General features: G+C 66.3%; 25 protein-coding genes. 16 read left to right on the top strand and 9 right to left on the bottom strand.

Annotation, left to right across the window (positions count from 1 at the left end):
- Nucleotides 1-144: 144 nt before the first annotated feature.
- Nucleotides 145-783, bottom strand: coding sequence for a trimeric intracellular cation channel family protein (locus tag C8J42_RS15420; RefSeq protein ID WP_056066054.1), 639 nt, complete (start codon nt 781-783; stop codon nt 145-147).
- A 196-nt stretch (nt 784-979) separates the two neighbouring features.
- On the opposite strand from C8J42_RS15420, the gene C8J42_RS15415 reads away from it, so the two are divergent.
- Nucleotides 980-1285, top strand: coding sequence for a glycine zipper 2TM domain-containing protein (locus C8J42_RS15415; RefSeq protein WP_056489725.1), 306 nt, complete (start codon nt 980-982; stop codon nt 1283-1285).
- Nucleotides 1286-1391: 106 nt separating this feature from the next.
- Nucleotides 1392-1820 carry an OsmC family protein gene (locus tag C8J42_RS15410; protein WP_133020776.1) on the top strand — a complete coding sequence of 143 codons (429 nt, stop codon included), beginning with the start codon at nt 1392-1394 and terminating at the stop codon, nt 1818-1820.
- Nucleotides 1821-1877: 57 nt separating this feature from the next.
- On the opposite strand, the gene C8J42_RS15405 is transcribed toward C8J42_RS15410, so the two are convergent.
- Nucleotides 1878-2099, bottom strand: coding sequence for a hypothetical protein (locus C8J42_RS15405; protein ID WP_093398685.1), 222 nt, complete (start codon nt 2097-2099; stop codon nt 1878-1880).
- A 234-nt stretch (nt 2100-2333) separates the two neighbouring features.
- Between C8J42_RS15405 and C8J42_RS15400 the strand changes: the two genes are divergently transcribed.
- The 3 genes from C8J42_RS15400 to C8J42_RS15390 all read left to right on the top strand — a co-directional run bounded on the left by C8J42_RS15400 (nt 2334) and on the right by C8J42_RS15390 (nt 5066).
- Complete coding sequence (locus tag C8J42_RS15400; protein ID WP_243644491.1) at nt 2334-3065, top strand: hypothetical protein; 732 nt, start codon at nt 2334-2336, stop codon at nt 3063-3065.
- A 334-nt stretch (nt 3066-3399) separates the two neighbouring features.
- Complete coding sequence (gene crcB, locus C8J42_RS15395; protein WP_056489728.1) at nt 3400-3774, top strand: fluoride efflux transporter CrcB; 375 nt, start codon at nt 3400-3402, stop codon at nt 3772-3774.
- Nucleotides 3771-5066, top strand: a complete 1296-nt coding sequence (locus tag C8J42_RS15390; RefSeq protein ID WP_133020774.1) for an RluA family pseudouridine synthase — start codon at nt 3771-3773, stop codon at nt 5064-5066. Before crcB ends, C8J42_RS15390 begins: the two co-directional genes overlap by 4 nt.
- Nucleotides 5067-5429: 363 nt before the next feature.
- On the opposite strand, the gene C8J42_RS15385 is transcribed toward C8J42_RS15390, so the two are convergent.
- The gene (locus C8J42_RS15385; protein ID WP_133020773.1) at nt 5430-5924 is read right to left on the bottom strand and encodes a DUF1440 domain-containing protein; all 495 of its coding nucleotides are present in this window, start codon (nt 5922-5924) and stop codon (nt 5430-5432) included.
- Nucleotides 5925-6038: 114 nt separating this feature from the next.
- On the opposite strand from C8J42_RS15385, the gene C8J42_RS15380 reads away from it, so the two are divergent.
- From C8J42_RS15380 to C8J42_RS15370, 3 genes are read left to right on the top strand one after another with little or no spacing between them, the layout of a single operon-like run.
- Entirely contained in the window at nt 6039-6698 is a 660-nt protein-coding gene (locus tag C8J42_RS15380; RefSeq protein ID WP_133020772.1) for an HAD-IA family hydrolase, read from the top strand.
- Nucleotides 6695-6913 carry a hypothetical protein gene (locus C8J42_RS15375; protein ID WP_133020771.1) on the top strand — a complete coding sequence of 73 codons (219 nt, stop codon included), beginning with the start codon at nt 6695-6697 and terminating at the stop codon, nt 6911-6913. Before C8J42_RS15380 ends, C8J42_RS15375 begins: the two co-directional genes overlap by 4 nt.
- Entirely contained in the window at nt 6910-7590 is a 681-nt protein-coding gene (locus C8J42_RS15370) for an ATP12 family protein (protein WP_133020770.1), read from the top strand. The genes C8J42_RS15375 and C8J42_RS15370 overlap by 4 nt, the downstream gene beginning before the upstream one ends.
- Before the next feature lie 111 nt (nt 7591-7701).
- Here C8J42_RS15370 and gmk read toward each other — a convergent pair whose 3' ends face one another.
- The 5 genes from gmk to C8J42_RS15345 all read right to left on the bottom strand — a co-directional run bounded on the left by gmk (nt 7702) and on the right by C8J42_RS15345 (nt 11050).
- Complete coding sequence (gene gmk, locus C8J42_RS15365; RefSeq protein ID WP_056489738.1) at nt 7702-8352, bottom strand: guanylate kinase; 651 nt, start codon at nt 8350-8352, stop codon at nt 7702-7704.
- Nucleotides 8353-8424: 72 nt separating this feature from the next.
- Nucleotides 8425-8625 (bottom strand): hypothetical protein, encoded by a 201-nt coding sequence (locus tag C8J42_RS15360; RefSeq protein WP_056052077.1) that lies wholly within the window; start codon nt 8623-8625, stop codon nt 8425-8427.
- Complete coding sequence (locus tag C8J42_RS15355) at nt 8622-8834, bottom strand: hypothetical protein (RefSeq protein ID WP_056052081.1); 213 nt, start codon at nt 8832-8834, stop codon at nt 8622-8624. Before C8J42_RS15355 ends, C8J42_RS15360 begins: the two co-directional genes overlap by 4 nt.
- Before the next feature lie 157 nt (nt 8835-8991).
- Nucleotides 8992-10380, bottom strand: a complete 1389-nt coding sequence (gene fumC / locus C8J42_RS15350) for a class II fumarate hydratase (protein ID WP_133020769.1) — start codon at nt 10378-10380, stop codon at nt 8992-8994.
- Between the two features lie 184 nt (nt 10381-10564).
- Nucleotides 10565-11050 carry a ClpXP protease specificity-enhancing factor SspB gene (locus C8J42_RS15345; RefSeq protein WP_056489744.1) on the bottom strand — a complete coding sequence of 162 codons (486 nt, stop codon included), beginning with the start codon at nt 11048-11050 and terminating at the stop codon, nt 10565-10567.
- 71 nt (nt 11051-11121) lie between these two features.
- Here C8J42_RS15345 and hisB point away from each other — a divergent pair, with 71 nt between their 5' ends.
- From hisB to C8J42_RS15310, 8 genes are all read left to right on the top strand, one after another.
- Nucleotides 11122-11709, top strand: a complete 588-nt coding sequence (gene hisB, locus C8J42_RS15340; RefSeq protein WP_133020768.1) for an imidazoleglycerol-phosphate dehydratase HisB — start codon at nt 11122-11124, stop codon at nt 11707-11709.
- Between the two features lie 109 nt (nt 11710-11818).
- On the top strand, nt 11819-12424 hold the full coding sequence (gene hisH / locus C8J42_RS15335) for an imidazole glycerol phosphate synthase subunit HisH (RefSeq protein ID WP_133020767.1): 606 nt from the start codon (nt 11819-11821) through the stop codon (nt 12422-12424).
- Entirely contained in the window at nt 12421-13155 is a 735-nt protein-coding gene (gene hisA, locus C8J42_RS15330; protein WP_133020765.1) for a 1-(5-phosphoribosyl)-5-[(5-phosphoribosylamino)methylideneamino]imidazole-4-carboxamide isomerase, read from the top strand. Before hisH ends, hisA begins: the two co-directional genes overlap by 4 nt.
- A 220-nt stretch (nt 13156-13375) precedes the next feature.
- Nucleotides 13376-14149 (top strand): imidazole glycerol phosphate synthase subunit HisF, encoded by a 774-nt coding sequence (gene hisF / locus C8J42_RS15325; RefSeq protein ID WP_133020764.1) that lies wholly within the window; start codon nt 13376-13378, stop codon nt 14147-14149.
- Between the two features lie 4 nt (nt 14150-14153).
- Nucleotides 14154-14330 carry a hypothetical protein gene (locus C8J42_RS20190; protein ID WP_165895510.1) on the top strand — a complete coding sequence of 59 codons (177 nt, stop codon included), beginning with the start codon at nt 14154-14156 and terminating at the stop codon, nt 14328-14330.
- A gap of 32 nt (nt 14331-14362) precedes the next feature.
- Nucleotides 14363-14680 (top strand): phosphoribosyl-ATP diphosphatase, encoded by a 318-nt coding sequence (locus C8J42_RS15320; protein ID WP_133020762.1) that lies wholly within the window; start codon nt 14363-14365, stop codon nt 14678-14680.
- Nucleotides 14681-14794: 114 nt separating this feature from the next.
- Nucleotides 14795-15172 carry a histidine triad nucleotide-binding protein gene (locus C8J42_RS15315; protein WP_133020761.1) on the top strand — a complete coding sequence of 126 codons (378 nt, stop codon included), beginning with the start codon at nt 14795-14797 and terminating at the stop codon, nt 15170-15172.
- Nucleotides 15173-15283: 111 nt separating this feature from the next.
- Complete coding sequence (locus tag C8J42_RS15310; RefSeq protein ID WP_133020760.1) at nt 15284-16894, top strand: amino acid permease; 1611 nt, start codon at nt 15284-15286, stop codon at nt 16892-16894.
- Between the two features lie 128 nt (nt 16895-17022).
- Here the strand turns inward: C8J42_RS15310 and C8J42_RS15305 are convergent, their stop codons facing one another.
- Entirely contained in the window at nt 17023-18021 is a 999-nt protein-coding gene (locus C8J42_RS15305; RefSeq protein ID WP_133020759.1) for an adenosine kinase, read from the bottom strand.
- Nucleotides 18022-18398: the final 377 nt, after the last annotated feature.

The raw sequence follows: 18398 nt of genomic DNA, 5'->3' as shown, positions 1-18398 counted from the left end.
CAGCATCAGAACGAGCTAGATCGGGCTGTCCGTTCAAGTCCAACTGCTGGCCGGCTCTACCTTGTTCTCCCGCGAAGGCGGGAGCCCAGACTGGGTCCCCGCCTTCGCGGGGACACAAGGTTATTGCGCGGCAAACTTGATGAGTTAGCGCCGTCCACCGTACGCAGGCAGCGCTAGATGAAAGCGGATTGCCGCCGCCCTCAGCGTGAACCCCGCACTCGCGGCGATCACCGCTGCCAAGGCAAGCGGCACCCCCAGCAGCACCAGCCCTACATAACTCGCCGCCGCCAGCGCCGCCGCGGTCACGTACAGCTCCGGCCGCATCAGGATCGACGGCTCACCCGCCAGCACATCGCGGATGATACCGCCGACGCACGCGGTCATCACCCCCATCAGCGCCGCGGGCACGGGTGGCACGCCATACCCCAAAGCCTTCGCCGCGCCGTACACAGCGTACGCCGCGAGCCCGACTGCGTCGAACCAGCCAAGCGCCTCGTCCTTCCACCACCGCTCGGGCGTCACCCAGATCAGCAGTGCCACGCCCAGGCACACGCTCGCGGCGCGCGCGTCATGCACCCAGAACACTGGTGCGCCGATCAGCAGGTCGCGCACCGTGCCGCCGCCGACACCGGTGATGAGCCCGAAGAACACCAGCGTCACGAACGTCTGGCCGCGCTTGGCCGCGGCGAGCGCACCCGACGCGGCGAACACCGCGAGCCCGGCCAAGTCGAACCAGGGCGCGGCGACGGGGAGGATCTCGACGGGCAAGGGCACGGGCAACATCGCGGCGGCGTAACCGGCCTGCCATCCAGCGTAAAGCGGGACCGCGGAATGATGCCCGCCGGCTGTTGATAGCAACGCCCCGATGCCGGCCGCGAAGATGAACGCCAGCATGAACGCGGTGTTGTTTTTGGTTCATGCAACTGGCGCTATAGCGGCTTCGTTATACCAGCAGATCAATTCACTAGGGAGTTACATGATGCGTAAGTTCGTTCTGGCCATGGGCCTCAGCGCAATGGTCCTGCCGACCGTCCTCGTGCCGGTTTCGGCCGCAGATGCGCGCGATCGTCGCGAATGGCGTGGTCGTGACGGCCGCGTCTATTGCAAGAAGAACAACGGCACGACCGGCACGATCATCGGCGGCGTCGGCGGCGCACTGCTCGGCCGCACGGTCGACACGCGCGGCGACCGCACGGTCGGCACGCTGGGCGGCGCCGTTCTCGGTGGCCTCGCCGGTCGCGCGATCGACAAGGGCACGAGCAACAACAACCGTCGTTGCCGCTGACACTCATCGGCTAAATCAATGCCGCTATTTCGATAGTTGCGCGTTGTGGAAGGGCGTCGTGGGAAACCACGGCGCCTTTTTTCTTGTCCGATGAAGGATCAAAACGATGACCACACGCAGCGGTTCGGCAAAGTATGAAGGCCTCGGCAAGAGCGGCAAGGGCCATGTCTCGACCCAGTCGGGCGTGCTGTCCGACAGCCCGTACGGCTTCAACACGCGGTTCGAGAACGAGCCCGGCACCAACCCCGAGGAGCTAATCGCGGCCGCGCATGCATCGTGCTTCACGATGGCGCTGAGCTTCGCGCTCGCCGGCAAGGGCTACGAGGCCGGCACGCTCGAGACGTCCGCCAAGGTGACGCTCGACAAGGACGGCGACGGGTTCAAGATCACCAAGTCGGCACTGACGCTGAACGCCAAGGTCGACGGCATCTCGAAGGAAGAGTTCGAGGCAATCGCCGCTGATGCCAAGGCGAACTGCCCGGTGTCGAAGGTGCTCAACGCCGAGATCACGCTGGAGCACACGCTCGCCGCATAACAGCTGGTACGCTTCGCAATCAGGAGGGCCCGGTGGAAACGCCGGGCCCTTCTTGCGTCAGATGATCCCGCCGCCGAGGCTGAGGCGGAGCGCGAAGATGATGATCAGCACGATGTTGAGGTTGCGACCGCCGTTGCTCGACGACAGCGCGCCGACCGCTGCGCCGACGATGCCGATCGGAATGACGAGCCAGTTCATCCAGCCGAGCAGCGGGATGAACGCGACGAGGCCAAGCACCAAAGTGACAAGGCCGATGAGGATCGAGACGATGTTCAGCATAAGGTGAACATGGCGAGTCGCGCCGGTTCGGGCAAGACTTGGCGGGCCCTTACGATCCTCCCCCGCCAGGGGGAGGTGGCACCGAAGGTGACGGAGGGGGAGGATACGAAACAGTCGTTGGCGCGTGCCTCCCCCTCCGTCTGGCAAGCGCCAGCCACCTCCCCTTGGCGGGGGAGGATCGAGGGTGTGTGGAAAACGCTTTCTTCATCAGCGGGCGCGCATAGGATGGCGGTGATGACTTTACCCTTGCGCCCCGCCCTGATCCTTTTGCCGCTCGCGCTAGCCGCGTGCGGACGGTCGTCGACTGACCAGCAGGATCTCAACAGCCTCGATGCCGAGTTGACCAACGGCGCGGTGCGCGATCCGGCGCTGACGTCGTCGCTGGGGGGACAGATCATGGTCGATCCCCGGTTGGCACAGTCGTCGAATACCGACGCGGTGCGGCCGCCGCCTCGGCCGGATAGTGGCGCGGTGCCGCCGGAAGGTCCTCTGAAGGCCGATCCGGTCGATCCGCGGACGCTGAAGCGCGCGCCAGCGGCGTCAAACGACTGTCCGGAGTGCAAGACCGCGAACGGCGCGCTGACGCTGGGGGCACTGGCGGAGCGGCAGACGACGCCGGATGCGGGGGCTTGCGCGAAGAAGATCGGCTATTCGGCGGGGTGGGCTAACCGGTTGCCGGCGGACCTGCCGCTGTATCCGGCGGCGCGTCTGACCGAGGCTGCTGGAGCAGATCGGGACGGGTGTCGGTTGCGCGTGGTGAGTTTCGCGAGCGCTGCGCCGATGCAGAAGATGCTCGACTGGTATTTCACGAAGGCGACTGCGGCTGGGTATTCGGCTGGGCATAGCACGGACGGCAAGCAGCATGTGCTGGGCGGGGTTCGGGGGAACGACGCTTATGTGGTGTATGTGACGGCGCGGGCTGGTGGCGGGAGCGATGTGGATCTGGTTTCCAACGCTGGGCGGTGAGTTCGCCAGCTAGAGGCACCACCCCGGCGGAGGCCGGGGCCCAATTGGAAAGGCTAATGTAATTGAGCGCCGTGCTCCGTTAGCGACGTCCCCCAATTGGGCCCCGGCCTTCGCCGGGGTGGTGGTGATTGGAGTGGTGGCGTGCTGGGGTAGCGGGATCTCTTCCCTCCTTGTTCTCCCGCGAAGGCGGGAACCCAGACTGGGTCCCCGCCTTCGCGGGGAAACACTTTGGGACAGGCTCACACGGTGATCTCGAAGTAATCCTGACGAAGCGCACACCCCTACCCACCAACCCCACCTTTCAGTTTTGCCCGATTCACGCTAGGGCGCGAGAATGCTTCCCCTTCTCTATGTCATGGTCGGTGGTGCGGTCGGGTCCGGCGCGCGCTATCTGACTGGCCGCGCGATGCTGTCGTTGCTCGGCCCTGACTATCCCTTTGGTACGCTCGCTGTGAATTTGATCGGTGGGTTGCTGATGGGCGTGCTGGTTGGCGTGCTTGCCCGCAATACCGCGTCGGAAACGTGGCGGCTGTTGCTTGGCGTAGGCGTGTTGGGGGGATTCACGACGTTTTCGGCGTTCTCGCTGGACGTCGTCACGATGATCGAACGCGGCGCGATCGGCGTCGCGTTCGGGTATGTTTTGGTGTCGGTGATCGGTTCGGTCGCCGCGTTGTTCGCGGGTCTCTCCGCAGTAAGGGCCGTCGCATGACTGCGGGCAAAAGCGATAGCGATACGGGTTTCCGCGAGTTCAACGTCGGGTTCGACGATGACGGCATCCGGCTGGACCGATGGTTCAAGCGGCATCTGCCGGATACGAGCTTCACGACGGTGGCGATGTGGGCGCGCACCGGGCAGCTCCGCGTCGACGGCGCGCGTGCGACCCCGGGCGACCGGATCGCGGCGGGCCAGATGCTCCGCGTGCCACCGCCCGAGGCCGACAAGGCCGCCGCCGACGTCGACAAGCCCAGGCGCGTCCGCGAACGTGTGATCCTGTCGGACGAGGAAACCGAACTCGCGCAGTCCATGGTCATCCACAAGGATTTCCAAGCGTTCGTGCTGAACAAGCCACCAGGTCTCGCCACGCAGGGGGGGACCAAGACGACGCAGCATGTCGACGGGCTGCTCGATGGGCTTCAGTACGACAACGAGGGGCGGCCGAAGCTGGTCCACCGGCTCGACAAGGATACGTCCGGCGCGCTGCTGGTGGCGCGGACGTCGCGGGCTGCGGCGTTCTTCGCCAAGGCGTTTTCGGGGCGGACCGCGCGGAAAGTCTATTGGGCTTTGGTGGTCGACGTGCCGTCGATCGAGGACGGCATGATCGAGCTGCCGATCGCGAAGCAGCCGGGCACCGGCGGCGAGAAGATGCACGTCGACGAGGCCGAGGGTGCGCCGGCGCGGACGCGGTACCGCGTGATCGAGCGCGCGGGCAACCGGGCTGCGTGGGTCGAGTTGCAGCCGTTTACGGGGCGGACTCACCAGTTGCGCGTGCATATGGCGGCGATCGGGCATCCGATCGTTGGCGACGGCAAATACGGCGGGGCTGCGGCGTTTTTGACCGGCGGGATCTCGCGGAAAATGCATCTGCATGCTCGGCGGATCAAGGTGGATCATCCGGATGGTGGATCGATCGACGTGACCGCGGAACTGCCGACGCATTTCGCCGAGAGCCTCAAGCAATTGGGCTTCGAGGAGAAGCTGGGCGACGACCTGGTGCTCGACGAGAAGACCGCGCCGACGCGCGAGCAGATGAAGTCGCGGGCTAAGGCGCATGCGAAGTCGGTGCGGAAAGACCGTAAAGGTGAGCGGCGTGGACGTGGGGTTGTCGAGGAGAAGGCGACGGGCAAGCCTGCGCCGAAGACGGGTGGGCCTCGGACCGGGGCTGGGTCGAAGTTCGGGGCGCCGCGGAGCGGGCCTCGGGTTGAAGGCGCCAAGCCTGCTGGGCGCGGGCGTCCGGGTGGGGCTGGGAAGCCTGGGCCTCGGAGTGGGCCTGGGACTCGGTAATTGGTGACTGCCGCTTAACGTGCCCTCACCCTTCCCACGGCCAAACGGCCGCGGGCCCCTCCCCTCTCCCCCGAGGGGAGAGGGTTAAGTAGGTAAACTGTGCGCTCAGCCTTCCCATACTGCCCCACCCCGGCGGAGGCCGGGGCCCAGTTGGGGGACGTTGCTAACGAAGGGCAGCGCTCCGTTATTGCCACCTTTCCAACTGGGCCCCGGCCTTCGCCGGGGTGGAGGCACTGGTTGGCGGTGGGTTATCGGCACGTTCCGTTCCCCCGCGAAGGCGGGGGTCCAGGGCCACGACCGTAGAGCTACTTGATTCCTGGGCCCCCGCCTTCGCGGGGGAACTAGGTGAGCGCAGGTAGCGCCCTACTTCAGCCACCCCAGCAGCAACCGCCGCACACCCTCCGTCACCGTCCCGAACACGATATGCGACGCCGCGCTATACAGATGCGTCGTCGGTGCAGTGTTCCACGGCGCGTCGCCGAGACCCGCCGCCGGCACCGCCGCCTCGTCGAGCAACGCCGTCGTCGCCGCAGCGAACGCGGTGCCGTAGCCGGCTGTCACCGAAGGCCGGTATTCCGCTGCCACCGCGTAGGCGATCCCCAGCCCTGCCCCGAGCGCATAATGCACGACCTGCCCAGCGAGCGGCTTGCGATCGTCGGGGATGTCGTGGCCGACCACCAACTGCGACACCTTGTCCGCCGCCTTCTCCGTCGCGGGCTCGGCATCGCTCTCGGACGAGGACAGCGCGGCGACGCCGGCCTGGAAGCGATCCATGACGAACGAGGCGGCGAGACCTGCGACCAGACCCGCAGCGGCGGCGGCCCAGATGTTCGGAGTGTCGGTCTGTGCGTGCGCCATCGTTGAGTCTCCAGAGGTATCCGACACGAACCGTTCGTAGGCGAGCGCGTTCCGGTTTGGCGTTCCCTCTCGTGCATGCGTGATCTACGAGGCGGCGATGCGTTGGAAAATCTCATGATCCGTCTTGCCGTGTTCGATTGCGACGGGACGCTTGTCGACAGCCAGGCGAATATTTGCGTCGCGTGCGAACGCGCTTTCGAGGGCGCCGGCCTGATCCCGCCGCCCCGCGCGGACATCCGGCGGATCGTCGGCTTGAGTCTCGTCGAGGCGATGCAGGTGCTGTTGCCGGAGGCGGACGAGGCGCTGCACCGGTCGCTCGCCACCGACTACAAGAACGCGTTCCATGCGATGCGGGCGAGTGGCGAGCTGGCCGACGAGCCGTTGTTCGACGGGATTGCCGAGGTGATCGAGACACTCGCCGCAGACGGCTGGCTGCTCGGCGTGGCGACGGGGAAGTCGGACCGGGGTCTCGCGCATATCCTCGCCGCGCACGGGATCACCGATCGGTTCGTGACGCTTCAGACCGCTGACCGGCATCCGTCGAAGCCCGATCCGGCGATGCTGCTGGCGGCGATCGCGGAGGCAGGTGCTGCCGTGGAGACGACCGCGATGATCGGCGATACGAGCTTCGACATGGCGATGGCCCGCGCGGCCGGTGTGCGCGCCGTCGGGGTCGCATGGGGGTATCACGACGTGCACGAGCTTTCAGACGCGGGGGCGGACGTCGTCGCGACAACGGTGCCGGACCTGCTGCATATGGTGGCGCCACGATGACCGATGCGGACAAGCTGGCGCAGCGACGCTGGTTCGTGTTGGTCGGTGTACGGCTGGCGGGGGTCGCGGGCGCACTGCTCGGGCTGATCCTGATCGCGCGCGCGCATGATCTCGGGCCGAAAATTCTCGGGACGGCGATCGTGCTGTCGGCGATGGCGATGATCGCGATCGTGCCACGCAGTCTTGCACATCGCTGGCGGAGTCCTGAAGCGTGAAGCGGTTCTGGACAAACGTTGCGATCGATGCTGACCAGGTGGTGACGCTCGACGGCAAGCCGGTGCGGACGCCCGGGCGGCGGCCGCTCGCGTTGCCGAGCGATGCGCTGGCCGAGGCGGTCGCGGCGGAATGGCGCGCGGTCGGGGAAACGATCGATCCGCGGACGATGCCGCTGACCGGGCTCGCCAATGCGGCGACCGATCCGATCGCGAACGACCCTGCGCAGTTTGCCGCGCGGCTGGCGGCGTATGGCGAGAGCGATTTGCTCTGCTACCGCGCGGAGGGGCCGCCGCTGCTCGTCGAGAGACAGGCGGCGTCTTGGGATCCGCTGCTGGCGTGGGCGCGGGGGCGGTATGACGTGACGTTCGCGGTGACGGCGGGCGTGATGCACGTCGCGCAACCGGACGCGACGATCGCGCGGCTGCATGAGGCGGTCGCCGCGTATGACGATTTCCGGCTGGCCGGGCTGTCGCCGGTGGTGACGCTGACCGGGTCGCTGGTGATCGGGCTGGCGCTGATCGAGGGCGAGATCGACGCAGACGCGGCCTGGGCTGCCGCGGGGATCGACGAGGACTGGTCGGTCGAGATGTGGGGCGAGGACTGGCAGGCGACTCAGTTGCGCGAGTTGAAGCGCAAGGAGTTTGGAGTTGGGGTGACGTTTCTGGGACTGCTTTAGCCCCCCTCCCTGGAAGGGAGGGGTTGGGGGTGGGTCGGCCTGTTGGCTGACGCGACGATCCCCCAGCAGCCGACCCACCCCCGGCCCCTCCCTTTCAGGGAGGGGGGAAGACTAGCGCGTCAGGCGGCGGATGAAGCCAATCAGCCCGGTCTGGCGCGAGCGCTTGAGTCGCTCAGCGGCCAGGATCGTCTTCACGCCGCGGATGCAGCTGTCGACGTCGTCGTTGACCAGCACGTAGTCATAGCCGTCCCAGTGGCTCACCTCGTTCGCCGCGCGCGACATGCGGGCTTCGATAACCTCTTCCGAATCGGTGCCGCGGCTGGTGAGGCGGCGGTGCAGCTCCTCCATCGACGGCGGGAAGATGAAGACGCGGACGACGTCGCCGCCGGCGATCTGGAACAGCTGTTGGGCACCCTGCCAATCGATGTCGAACAGCACATCCTTGCCGGCCGCGAGGAGTTCCTCGACCTGCGCGCGCGGCGTGCCGTAGCGGTGGTTGAAGACGTGCGCCCATTCGAGAAACTCGTCCTTCGCGACCATGTCGCGAAAGCCCTCGAGATCGGTGAAATGGTAATCCTTGCCGTCGACTTCGCCAGGTCGCACCGACCGGGTCGTGACCGAGACCGACATTTCGAGTTCATGTTCGTCCGCGAGCAATCTGCGCGCGATGGTCGACTTGCCGGCACCGGACGGCGAGGACAGGACGAACAGGACTCCGCGACGACGGAAACCATGCGGGTCGGACGGAAGTGTGTGGGGCATGCGCGCCCTTGCCGCGGACCGCATATGGGCGTCAACCCATGCGCGGCCCGCGCGTGGTATTACGATGGCGGATTAATAGCCGGCCTTGCGCGCCTTGTTGCGGTCGTAGGCCTTCTTGGCTGCATAACCGCCGCCGAGGATCATGCCGAGCGGGCCCATGCGGCGCATCAGGCCCATCGCCACGACGCCCTTTACTGCGCCCGAGGCGCCGCCCGAACCGTCGCGACGGCCCATCTCGCGGCCGACCAATGCACTGATAATACGTCCGATCATGCTTCTGACTCTCCGAAAACCTGGTCTTTGAGTTCCGCTGCACCGCGCAGCACTGCCCAGCCGATCGCGTAAGTCACGGCTAGCGGCACGACGATCTTGAGTACGTTGGCGGTGATCGCACCGATGATCGCGCCGTCCGCGTTGCCGTCGTCGCCGCTGAGCGAGTCGATGCCTGCGCCGATCAGCGCGCCTATGGTCGTTGCGCCCACGTAATTTCTCCTGTCCGTGTGGCGGGTTAGCGCGCGAGGGGCGATTGAGTTCCAACCCACACCCGTTCGCCCTGAGCGAAGTCGAAGGGTGTGCCCCAAGCGGGGGTGCTTCGACTTCGCTCAGCACGAACGGAAGGAGGGCGGAGCGATGCGGGCGTTAGCGGCCGAGCATCGATTCGGGTTTGACAACGCGGTCGAAGGTTTCGGCGTCGACCAGGCCGAGCGCTAGGCCTGCTTCCTTCAGCGTCAGTCCCTCGGCGTGCGCGTATTTGGCGATCTTCGCAGCGGCGTCGTAGCCGATCTCCGGGGCCAACGCCGTCACCAGCATGAGCGAGCGGTCGAGCAGTTCCGCGATCCGCCCGCGATTGGGTTCGATGCCGTCGACGCAGCGCTCCGCGAACCCTTCCATCGCCGTCGCCAGCAGGTCGATCGAGCGGAGGACATTGGCGCCGATCAGCGGCTTGAACACGTTCAGCTCGAGATGGCCCTGCATCCCGCCGACGGTGACCGCGACGTGGTTGCCCATTACCTGGCCGGCGACCATCGTCAGCATTTCGCATTGGGTGGGATTGACCTTGCCCGGCATGATCGAGCTGCCGGGCTCGTTCGCGGGGAGGTCGATCTCGCCGAAGCCGCAGCGGGGGCCCGAGCCGAGCAGGCGGATATCGTTGGCGATCTTGGTCAGTGCGACCGCCAGCGTGTTGAGCGTGCCGGAGAGGTGGACGAGCGGGTCGTTCGACGCCAGCGCCTCGAACTTGTTGCGCGCGCTGGCGAATAGCAGGCCGGTGATCTCGGCGAGTTCATGCGCGATCGCGTCACCGAAGCCGGCGGGGGCGTTGAGACCGGTGCCGACCGCGGTGCCGCCCTGCGCGAGGATGACCATGCCGTGACTGATCGCGGGCTCGATACGGTGACGGCAGCGGTAGAGCTGGTTCGCGTAGCCGGAGAATTCCTGGCCGAGCGTCAGCGGCGTCGCGTCCTGGAGGTGGGTGCGACCGATCTTGACGATGTCGTCCCAGGCGTTGGCCTTCGCGTCGAGCGCGGCGTGGAGCTTATCGAGCGCGGGGATGAGTCGGTTAGTGGTGGCGATCGCGGCGGCGATGTGGAGCGCGGTCGGGAAGCTGTCGTTGGACGACTGGCTCATGTTGACGTGGTCGTTGGGGTGGACGGGCGACTTGCCGCCGCGGGTGCCGGTGAGGACCTCGTTCGCGCGGCCGGCGATGACTTCGTTGGCGTTCATGTTCGACTGCGTGCCGCTGCCGGTCTGCCAGATGACGAGCGGGAACTGGTCGTCGAGCTTGCCGTCGATGACTTCCTGTGCGGCGGAGTCGATCGCGGTGGCGATTTTTTCGTCGAGGCCGTGGGAGCGGTTTACGCGGGCGGCCGCCTGTTTGACGAGCGCGAGCGCATGGACGATCTCGATCGGCATGCGTTCGCGGGGGGCGAAGGGGAAATTCTCGATCGAGCGTTCGGTCTGGGCGCCCCAATAGGCGGTAGCGGGGACTTCGATCGGACCGATCGTGTCGGTTTCTGTGCGGGTGGTCATGCGGGGAGAACCTTCCGGAGCTTGCGTGGGTCCCTCGCCCCTTCGGGGAGAGGGAGGGAGGAGCCGCAGGCGACGGAAGGGTGAGGGGTTTTGGGGTTCAGTTCCGAGCCTCAGGCCCCTCTCCCTTCCCACCGCAAGTGCGGCGGGCCCCTTCCCTCTCCCCGTAGGGGCGAGGGAGTTTGGGTCACTTCTTCCGTTTGAAATCCACGGCTACGACGTTCGAGCCGTCTTCGATCGGGACCGCGGTCGGGCCGTCGTTTTCCGCTTCGTCGTGGTCGCCGAGTGCGTCTTCCGCACCTTCCTGCGCCTGGAAGCGGAGTTCGAAGCTTACCGCCGGATCCTGGAACGCCGTGATCGCCGAGTATGGGATCACCAGCTTCGACGGCACCTGGTTGAAGCTGAGCCCGATCGAGAAGCGCTCGTCGTCGACGATCAGGTCCCAGTAGCGGTTCTGCATGACGATCGTCATCTCGTCCGGGAAGCGCTCGATCAGCCGCTTGGGGATGTCGACGCCGGGCGCCTGCGTCTTGAAGGTGATGTAGAAATGATGCTCGCCGGGGAGCCCACCAGCCTCCGCGACGGAGCCGAGCACGCGGCCGACCACGGCACGCAGGGCTTCTTGTACGATCTCGTCGTACGGAATCAGGCTATCGGGCAGTCCATCGGTCATGTCCCTTGGGTAGCGTCATTCGGATGCCGGTCAAGATTGCATGCGTCGTGGCGGACGTTATGGGAGGTGGCATGCGCACCGCCACGATCACCCGCTCCACCGCCGAGACGGCGATCGACGTCACCGTGAACCTCGATGGGACCGGCGTATACGACGTCGAGACCGGGGTCGGTTTCTTCGATCACATGCTCGAACAATTGTCGCGTCACTCGCTGATCGACATCCGCGTGCGGACCAAGGGCGACCTGCACATCGACGAGCACCACACCGTCGAGGATACCGGGATCGCGATCGGCCAGGCGTTCGCGCAGGCGCTCGGCGATAAACGCGGCATCGCGCGGTACGGCGATGCGCTGTCGCCGATGGACGAGACTCTGACGCGGGTGGCGCTGGATATTTCCGGGCGGCCGTGGCTGGTGTGGAAGGATCTGTTCTCGCAGAAGCGCCTGGGCGGGATGGATACCGAGATGTTCGAGCATTTCTTCCACAGCTTCGCGCAGGCGGCCGGGATCACGCTGCACGTCGAGACGCTGTACGGTTCGAACAACCACCACATCGCCGAGGCGGCGTTCAAGGGCGTCGCGCGTGCGCTGCGGGCGGCGATCGAGATCGATCCGCGCAAGGCCGACGCGATTCCGTCGACCAAGGGGATTCTCTGATGCTCCCCTCCCGCTTGCGGGAGGGGTCGGGGGAGGGCCTGACCTCGATCGTCGGACTCGTGGCTATGTCACTCCCTCCCCTAACCCCTCCCGCAAGCGGGAGGGGAATTTGACGCTCGCCCTGATCGATTACGGCGCTGGCAATCTGCATTCGGTCGAAAACGCATTACGAACTGCTGGGTGTGTCGATCTGGTCGTGACTTCGGATGCCGACGTGGTGGCGAAGGCTGACCGGATCGTTTTGCCGGGCGTCGGCGCGTATGGCGCGTGTGCGGCGGCTTTGCGCGCGGTGCCGGGGATGGTCGAGGCGCTGAACCGGCGGGTTCGCGACGAGGGTGCGCCGTTTCTCGGGATCTGCGTCGGCATGCAGTTGATGGCCGATGCGGGGGAAGAGATGGGGACTCATGCCGGGCTTGGCTGGGTCGCCGGGCGCGTGCGACGACTGGAGCCGGGGACTATGGAGGCGAAGGTGCCGCATATGGGCTGGAACGATGTCGTTCCTTCCCTAGCGCATCCGCTGATCGAGCCGGGCGAGGCGTATTTCCTGCATAGCTTCGCGTTCGAAGGCGCCGACGTGCTTGCGACGACCGACCATGCCGGCCTGGTCACCGCGGCGATCGGTCGCGACACGATGATCGGCGTGCAGTTTCATCCTGAGAAGAGCCAGCGCTACGGCCTGGCCTTGCTCGAACGTTTCCTGGAGTGGCGGCCGTGAGCCTGATTATCTTTCCCGCAATCGACCTCAAGGCGGGTCAGGTGGTGCGTCTCGCCGAGGGCGATATGGACCGGGCGACTATCTACGGCGACGATCCTGCTGCTCAGGCTATGCTGTTCGCAGATGCCGGGGCGGAGCATCTGCACGTGGTCGATCTCGACGGCGCGTTTGCGGGGGCTTCGGTCAATGGCGATGCGGTGCGGGCGATCGTCGCGCAGTTTCCGGGGCACGTGCAGCTTGGCGGCGGGATCCGGACGCGGGCGAGCGTCGAGGGCTGGTTCGACCTGGGCGTCTCGCGCGTCGTGATCGGGACGGCGGCGCTGGAGGACCCCGACTTCGTGCGCGGCGTGGCGAAGGATTTTCCGGGCGGGATCGTCGTCGCGGTCGATGCCAAGGACGGCATGGTCGCGACCAAGGGGTGGGCGGATGTGTCGACGACGAGCGCGGTCGATCTCGCACGGCGGTTCGAGGATGCGGGGGTGGCGTCGCTGCTGTTCACCGATGTGGGGCGCGACGGGATGCTGAAGGGGTGCAACGTCGACGCGACGGTCGATCTGGCGCGGTCGGTGGACATTCCGGTTATCGCCAGCGGCGGGGTCAAGGGGATTGCCGAGATCCACGTGCTGGCTTTGCATGTGCGGGACGGGGTCGAGGGCGTGATTACGGGGCGGGCGTTGTACGACGGGCGGCTCGATCTCGCGGCGGCATTGAGTGTGGCTAAGGCCGCATGATGGTTCACGCGGCGACGCGGAGACGCGGAGAGAGGTTGAGCGCCGCAGGCAGAAACTTGTTCGCGCAGAGGCGCAGAGGCGCGGAGAGCAAGAAGTCAGGCCTTGCTCCCTTCCTCTCTCTCAGCGCCTCTGCGCCTCTGCGCGAAATATTCTTCTTAGCGGCTTTGCCGCGTCTCCGCGTCTCCGCGTCTCCGCGTGAACAAAACCTTCGGCACAGCGCATGACGGTCCGCGCGCGCGTCATTCCGTGCCTCGACGTCGCCGACGGGCGCGTGGTGAAGGGCGTGAACTTCGTCGAGCTGCGTGACGCCGGCGATCCGGTCGAGCAGGCGCGAGCGTATGATGCGGCCGGGGCGGACGAGCTGTGTTTCCTCGATATCGGTGCATCCCATGAGGGTCGGGGTACGATCCTCGACGTCGTGAGACGGACCGCGGCGGTGTGTTTCATGCCGTTGACGGTTGGCGGCGGCGTGCGGACCGCAGACGATGCGCGGGCGCTGTTGCTCGCGGGGGCGGACAAGGTGGCCGTGAACTCCGCGGCGGTCGAGCGGCCGGAACTGGTCGCGGATATTGCGGAGCGGTTCGGCAGCCAGTGCTGCGTCGCGAGTGTCGATGCGCGGCGTTCCGGTGAAGGGTGGGAAGTGTTCACGCATGGCGGTCGGCGCGCGACCGGGATCGATGCGATCACGCATGCGCTGAAGCTTGCCGAATTGGGGGCGGGCGAACTGCTCGTCACCTCGATGGATCGTGACGGGACGCGGAGTGGCTACGATCTCGACCTGATCCGGGCGATATCTGACCGGGTGAGCGTACCGGTGGTCGCTAGCGGCGGCGTCGGCGGCCTAGACGATCTGGTCGCAGGGATCCGCGACGGGCATGCGAGCGCGGTGCTGGCAGCGTCGATCTTCCATTTCGGGCAGGCGTCGATCAGCGACGCACATGCTGCGCTGGCGGCGGCGGGGATTCCAGTGCGCTCGCCGGTTCGGTCAGCTTGATCCGATGATCGCCCTGCCCCTTCTCGCGGTGCAGTCGGGACATAGTGGTATCGTTCATCCCCGCACCGGGCCCGAACTGTCGGACATCGCACTCTTCGGGTTTGCAGCGATCGGCGTGTGGCTGGTGCGGCGGGCGTTGCGGAAGCGGTTCGCGAAGACCAAACGACCCGCAGAGGATTGACCCGCCTGCGCACCTGCTCCAGCACGCCGCGCATGGACCCCGTATTCGACCGCCTCGAGGCGACCATCCGCGCGCGGCGCGATGCGCCCGCTGACACCAGCTACACCGCGAGCCTGTTCGCCAAGGGCCGCCCGAAGATCGCGCAGAAGCTTGGCGAGGAAGCCGTCGAAACGGTGATCGCGGCGTGCTCGGGCGACCAGGCGAGCATCGTGCCGGAAGCGGCCGACTTGATGTTCCATCTGGCCGTGTTGTTGGCGGATGCGGGGTTGAGTTTGGACGACGTGCGCGCTGAGTTGGAGCGGCGCGAGGGTGTTGGCGGGCTGATCGAGAAGGCCGGGCGGACGGGCTGACCTGCCCCCTTCCGCTTGCGGGAGGGGTCGGGGGAGGGCATGACGCACATGCTCCGCCGGGATCGGGATGGCCAGCCCTTCCCCTAACCCCTCCCGCAAGCGGGAGGGGAATATATGCCGATCGACGCCACCCAGCCTTATGACGACCAGAATATCTTCGCGAAAATCCTGCGCGGCGAGATCCCGTCGAAGCGGGTGTACGAAGATAACTTTGCGATCGCCTTTCATGACATCAATCCGCAGGCGCCGACGCACCTGCTCGTGATCCCCAAGCGGGCATACGTGTCCTGGGACGATTTTTCCGCGCGCGCGCCAGACGCCGAGATCGCCGGGTTCATCCGCGCGGTGGGCACCGTCGCGCGCGCCGCGGGCCTTGTCGAACCGGGCTATCGACTGCTCGCGAACATCGGGCAGGACGGACACCAAGAGGTGCCGCATCTGCATGTTCATGTCTTTGGCGGGCGCCCGCTCGGACCGATGCTGGCGCGATAGGCCAGCTTCACCGCACTAAAGGATTGCGCGTAATAAAATTGCCATTAGGCTCGCGGGATTGAGCAAGGGGGCCATTTGACCCGGCCCTCGCTATCCCCGGGGGACACCGCGTTGATTTTTGGTCGCGTAAAATCGCTGGATGCCATTCTGGCGACGGCAGAGAAAAAGGGTCTGGCGCGAACGCTCAGCGCGTTCCAGCTGACGCTGTTGGGCGTCGGCGCGGTGATCGGCACGGGTATCTTCGTGCTGACGTCCGAAGCCGCGCAGAAGGCCGGGCCGGGCATGTTGCTGAGCTTCGTCGTCGCAGGCTTCGTCTGCGCGGTTGCGGCGCTCTGCTATTCCGAACTCGCGTCGATGGTGCCGGTGTCGGGCTCGGCCTACACCTATACCTACGCCGTCACGGGTGAGTTGCTGGCGTGGATGGTCGGCTGGGCGCTGATCCTCGAATATGCGGTCGGCGCGAGCGCGGTCGCGGTGGGGTGGTCGAACCATCTGGCCGGGCTGCTCGACGGGATCGGGTTCCACATTCCCAACGGGTTGCGCAACGCCGACGCGCTGATGGCGAACGTCCAGGTCGCGTTCGGCGCGACGCCCAACGCCGATCTGCAGACCGCGATGACCGTCGGCGGGTTCATGAACCTGCCCGCCGTCATCGTCATTGCGCTCGTCACCTGGCTGCTGGTGGTCGGGACGACCGAGAGCGCGCGCGTCAACGCGGTGCTCGTGCTGATCAAGATCGCCGCGCTGACCGCGTTCATTGCGTTGACGATTCCCGTGCTCAAGGCGGACAATTTTCATCCGTTCCTGCCCTATGGCGTCGGCAATCCGCTGAGCTCGTCGGGTGTCGGCGTGCTGGGCGCAGCGGCGTCGATCTTCTTCGCCTATGTCGGTTTCGACGCGGTTTCGACGGCGGCGGAGGAGACCAAGAATCCGCAGCGCAACGTGCCGATCGGGCTGATCGCCAGCCTCGGCATTTGTACGTTGTTCTACCTGCTGGTCGCGTCGGGCGCGATCGGTGCGATCGGTGCTAACCCGGTGACGACCGCCGATGGCGGCGTGCTGGCGCCGGGCTCGGCCGAGATGGCCGGGCGTTGCGCGGCGATCGTCGCGGGCGGCGCGATGGAGCCTTTGGTCTGTTCGAAGGAAGCGCTCGTCCATGTGCTTCAGGTCATCAACTGGCCGATCATGGGTCGCCTGGTCGGGCTTGCGGCGGTGCTGGCGCTGCCGTCGGTGGTGCTGATGATGATGTTCGGCCAGACCCGCGTGTTCTTCACGATGGCGCGTGATGGTTTGCTTCCGGCAAAGCTCGCGTCGATCCACCCGAAGTTCCGGACGCCGCATGTGGTCACGGTCGTGACGGGCATCGCTGCAGCGATCGCGGCGGCAGTGCTGCCGGTCGGCAAGCTCGCCGATTACTCGAATGCCGGCACGCTGTTCGCGTTCATGATGGTCGCGATCTCGGTGATGGTGCTGCGCAAGACCGATCCGGCACGCAAGCGTCCGTTCCGCACGCCGGCGGTGTACATCGTCGCGCCGCTCGCGATCATCGGTTGCGTCGGGCTGTACCTGTCACTGCCGCTGACTGCCAAGCTGGTGCTGCCGGGTTGGGGCGCGATCGGGTTGGCGATATACTTCCTGTATAGCCGCTCGCGCAGTCATGTCGGGCTTGGGCTCGACGATGGTGTAGCCGAGGATGATCGAGCACCTCCGGCCAGCCACTGATCGAGTCCAACGAAAAAAGGGCCGCGGGAGGAAACTCCCGCGGCCCTTTTTTGTGTCTGGTAGAAAGCTTGTTCTCCCGCGAAGGCGGGAGCCCAGTCTGGGTCCCCGCCTTCGCGGGGACACATGCTTCAGCCGATATGCTTGGCGGCGAGCGCCTTCATGTCGACCATCGGGCGGGCGCCGACGTGGCTGATGATTTCGGCCGCGCAGACCGCACCGAGCTTCAGCGATGCGTGCAGGTCGTAGCCCTGCGCCTGGCCGTGGAGGAAGCCGGCCGCGAACAGGTCGCCGGCGCCGGTGGTGTCGACGACCTTGGCGATCGGCTCGGCCTTGACCTCGGCCCGCGCACCGTTCTGGATCGCGCAGGCGCCGTGCTCGCCGCGGGTGACGACCAGCGTCGGAACCTGCGCCGAGATCTTGGCGACGGCGGCGTCGAAGTCGTCAGTCTCGGCGAGCGCGGCGAGTTCGCTCTCGTTGGCGAACAGGATGTCTATCAGGCCGTCCGACAGCAGCTGGCGGAAATCGCCGCCGTGGCGCGAGATGCAGAACACGTCGCTGAGCGTGAAGGCGACTTTCCGCCCTGCCCCGCGTGCGCAATCGATCGCGGCGCGCATCGCGGCGCGCGGCTCTTCGGGATCCCAGAGATAGCCTTCGAGATACAAGATCGCGCTGTCGGCGATCATCACGGTGTCGATCGCGGCGGCGGGAAGGAATTGCCCTGCGCCGAGGAAGGTGTTCATCGTGCGCTGGCCGTCGGGGGTGACGAAGATCAGGCAGCGGCCGGTGGTCGGGTCGCCTGCGCGGACGGGCGTGGCGAACTCGATGCCGATGCTGCGGACGTCGTGCGCGAAGACCTGACCGAGCTGGTCGTCGGCGACCTGGCCGATGAACCCGCACTTGCCGCCGAGCGCGGCGATGCCGGCGACGGTGTTGGCGGCCGAGCCGCCGGAGATCTCCATGCCCGGGCCCATCTTGGCGTAGAGCGCGTCGGCTTCTTCCGACGAGAACATGAGCTGCATCGAGCCCTTGGCGACGCCGATCTCGGCGATGAAGGCGTCGTCGGCGGTGCTGAGGATGTCGACGATGGCATTGCCGATCGCGACGACGTCGTAAGTGGGTGTGCTCAAGGGAAACTCCGGGGATGCGGGAAAGCCCTGCCGTAAATCGCGGGGGGGATTGGTGCAACTGGTGTGGGGGGTGGGCGATAGGTCGACGCAACGAACGCATGATCGAAGCGACGATTGATAGCTGGGAAAGACCACCACCCCGCGGAGGCCGGGGTGCAATTGGGGGACGGTGATAACGACGGGCCGCGCCTTATTACGACGACCTTTCCAATTGGACCCCGGCCTGCGCCGGGGTGGTGGCTTTGGTTTGGGTTCAAAACTTAGGCGGTTCGGCGGTTCGGCGGTTTGGATAAGCCGTGATAACGCCGCGCCCTGCTGTTCCCTCGCGAACGCGGGGCCAGGGTGTCGGGCGGTGCTCGTGGTTTAGCTGGGCCCCC

Origin of the sequence: Sphingomonas sp. PP-CE-1A-559, assembly GCF_004340965.1 — a bacterium.
Taxonomy (GTDB): domain Bacteria; phylum Pseudomonadota; class Alphaproteobacteria; order Sphingomonadales; family Sphingomonadaceae; genus Sphingomonas.
Note: the sequence above shows the minus strand (reverse complement) of the source record. Positions and strands in the feature narration are given on the sequence as shown.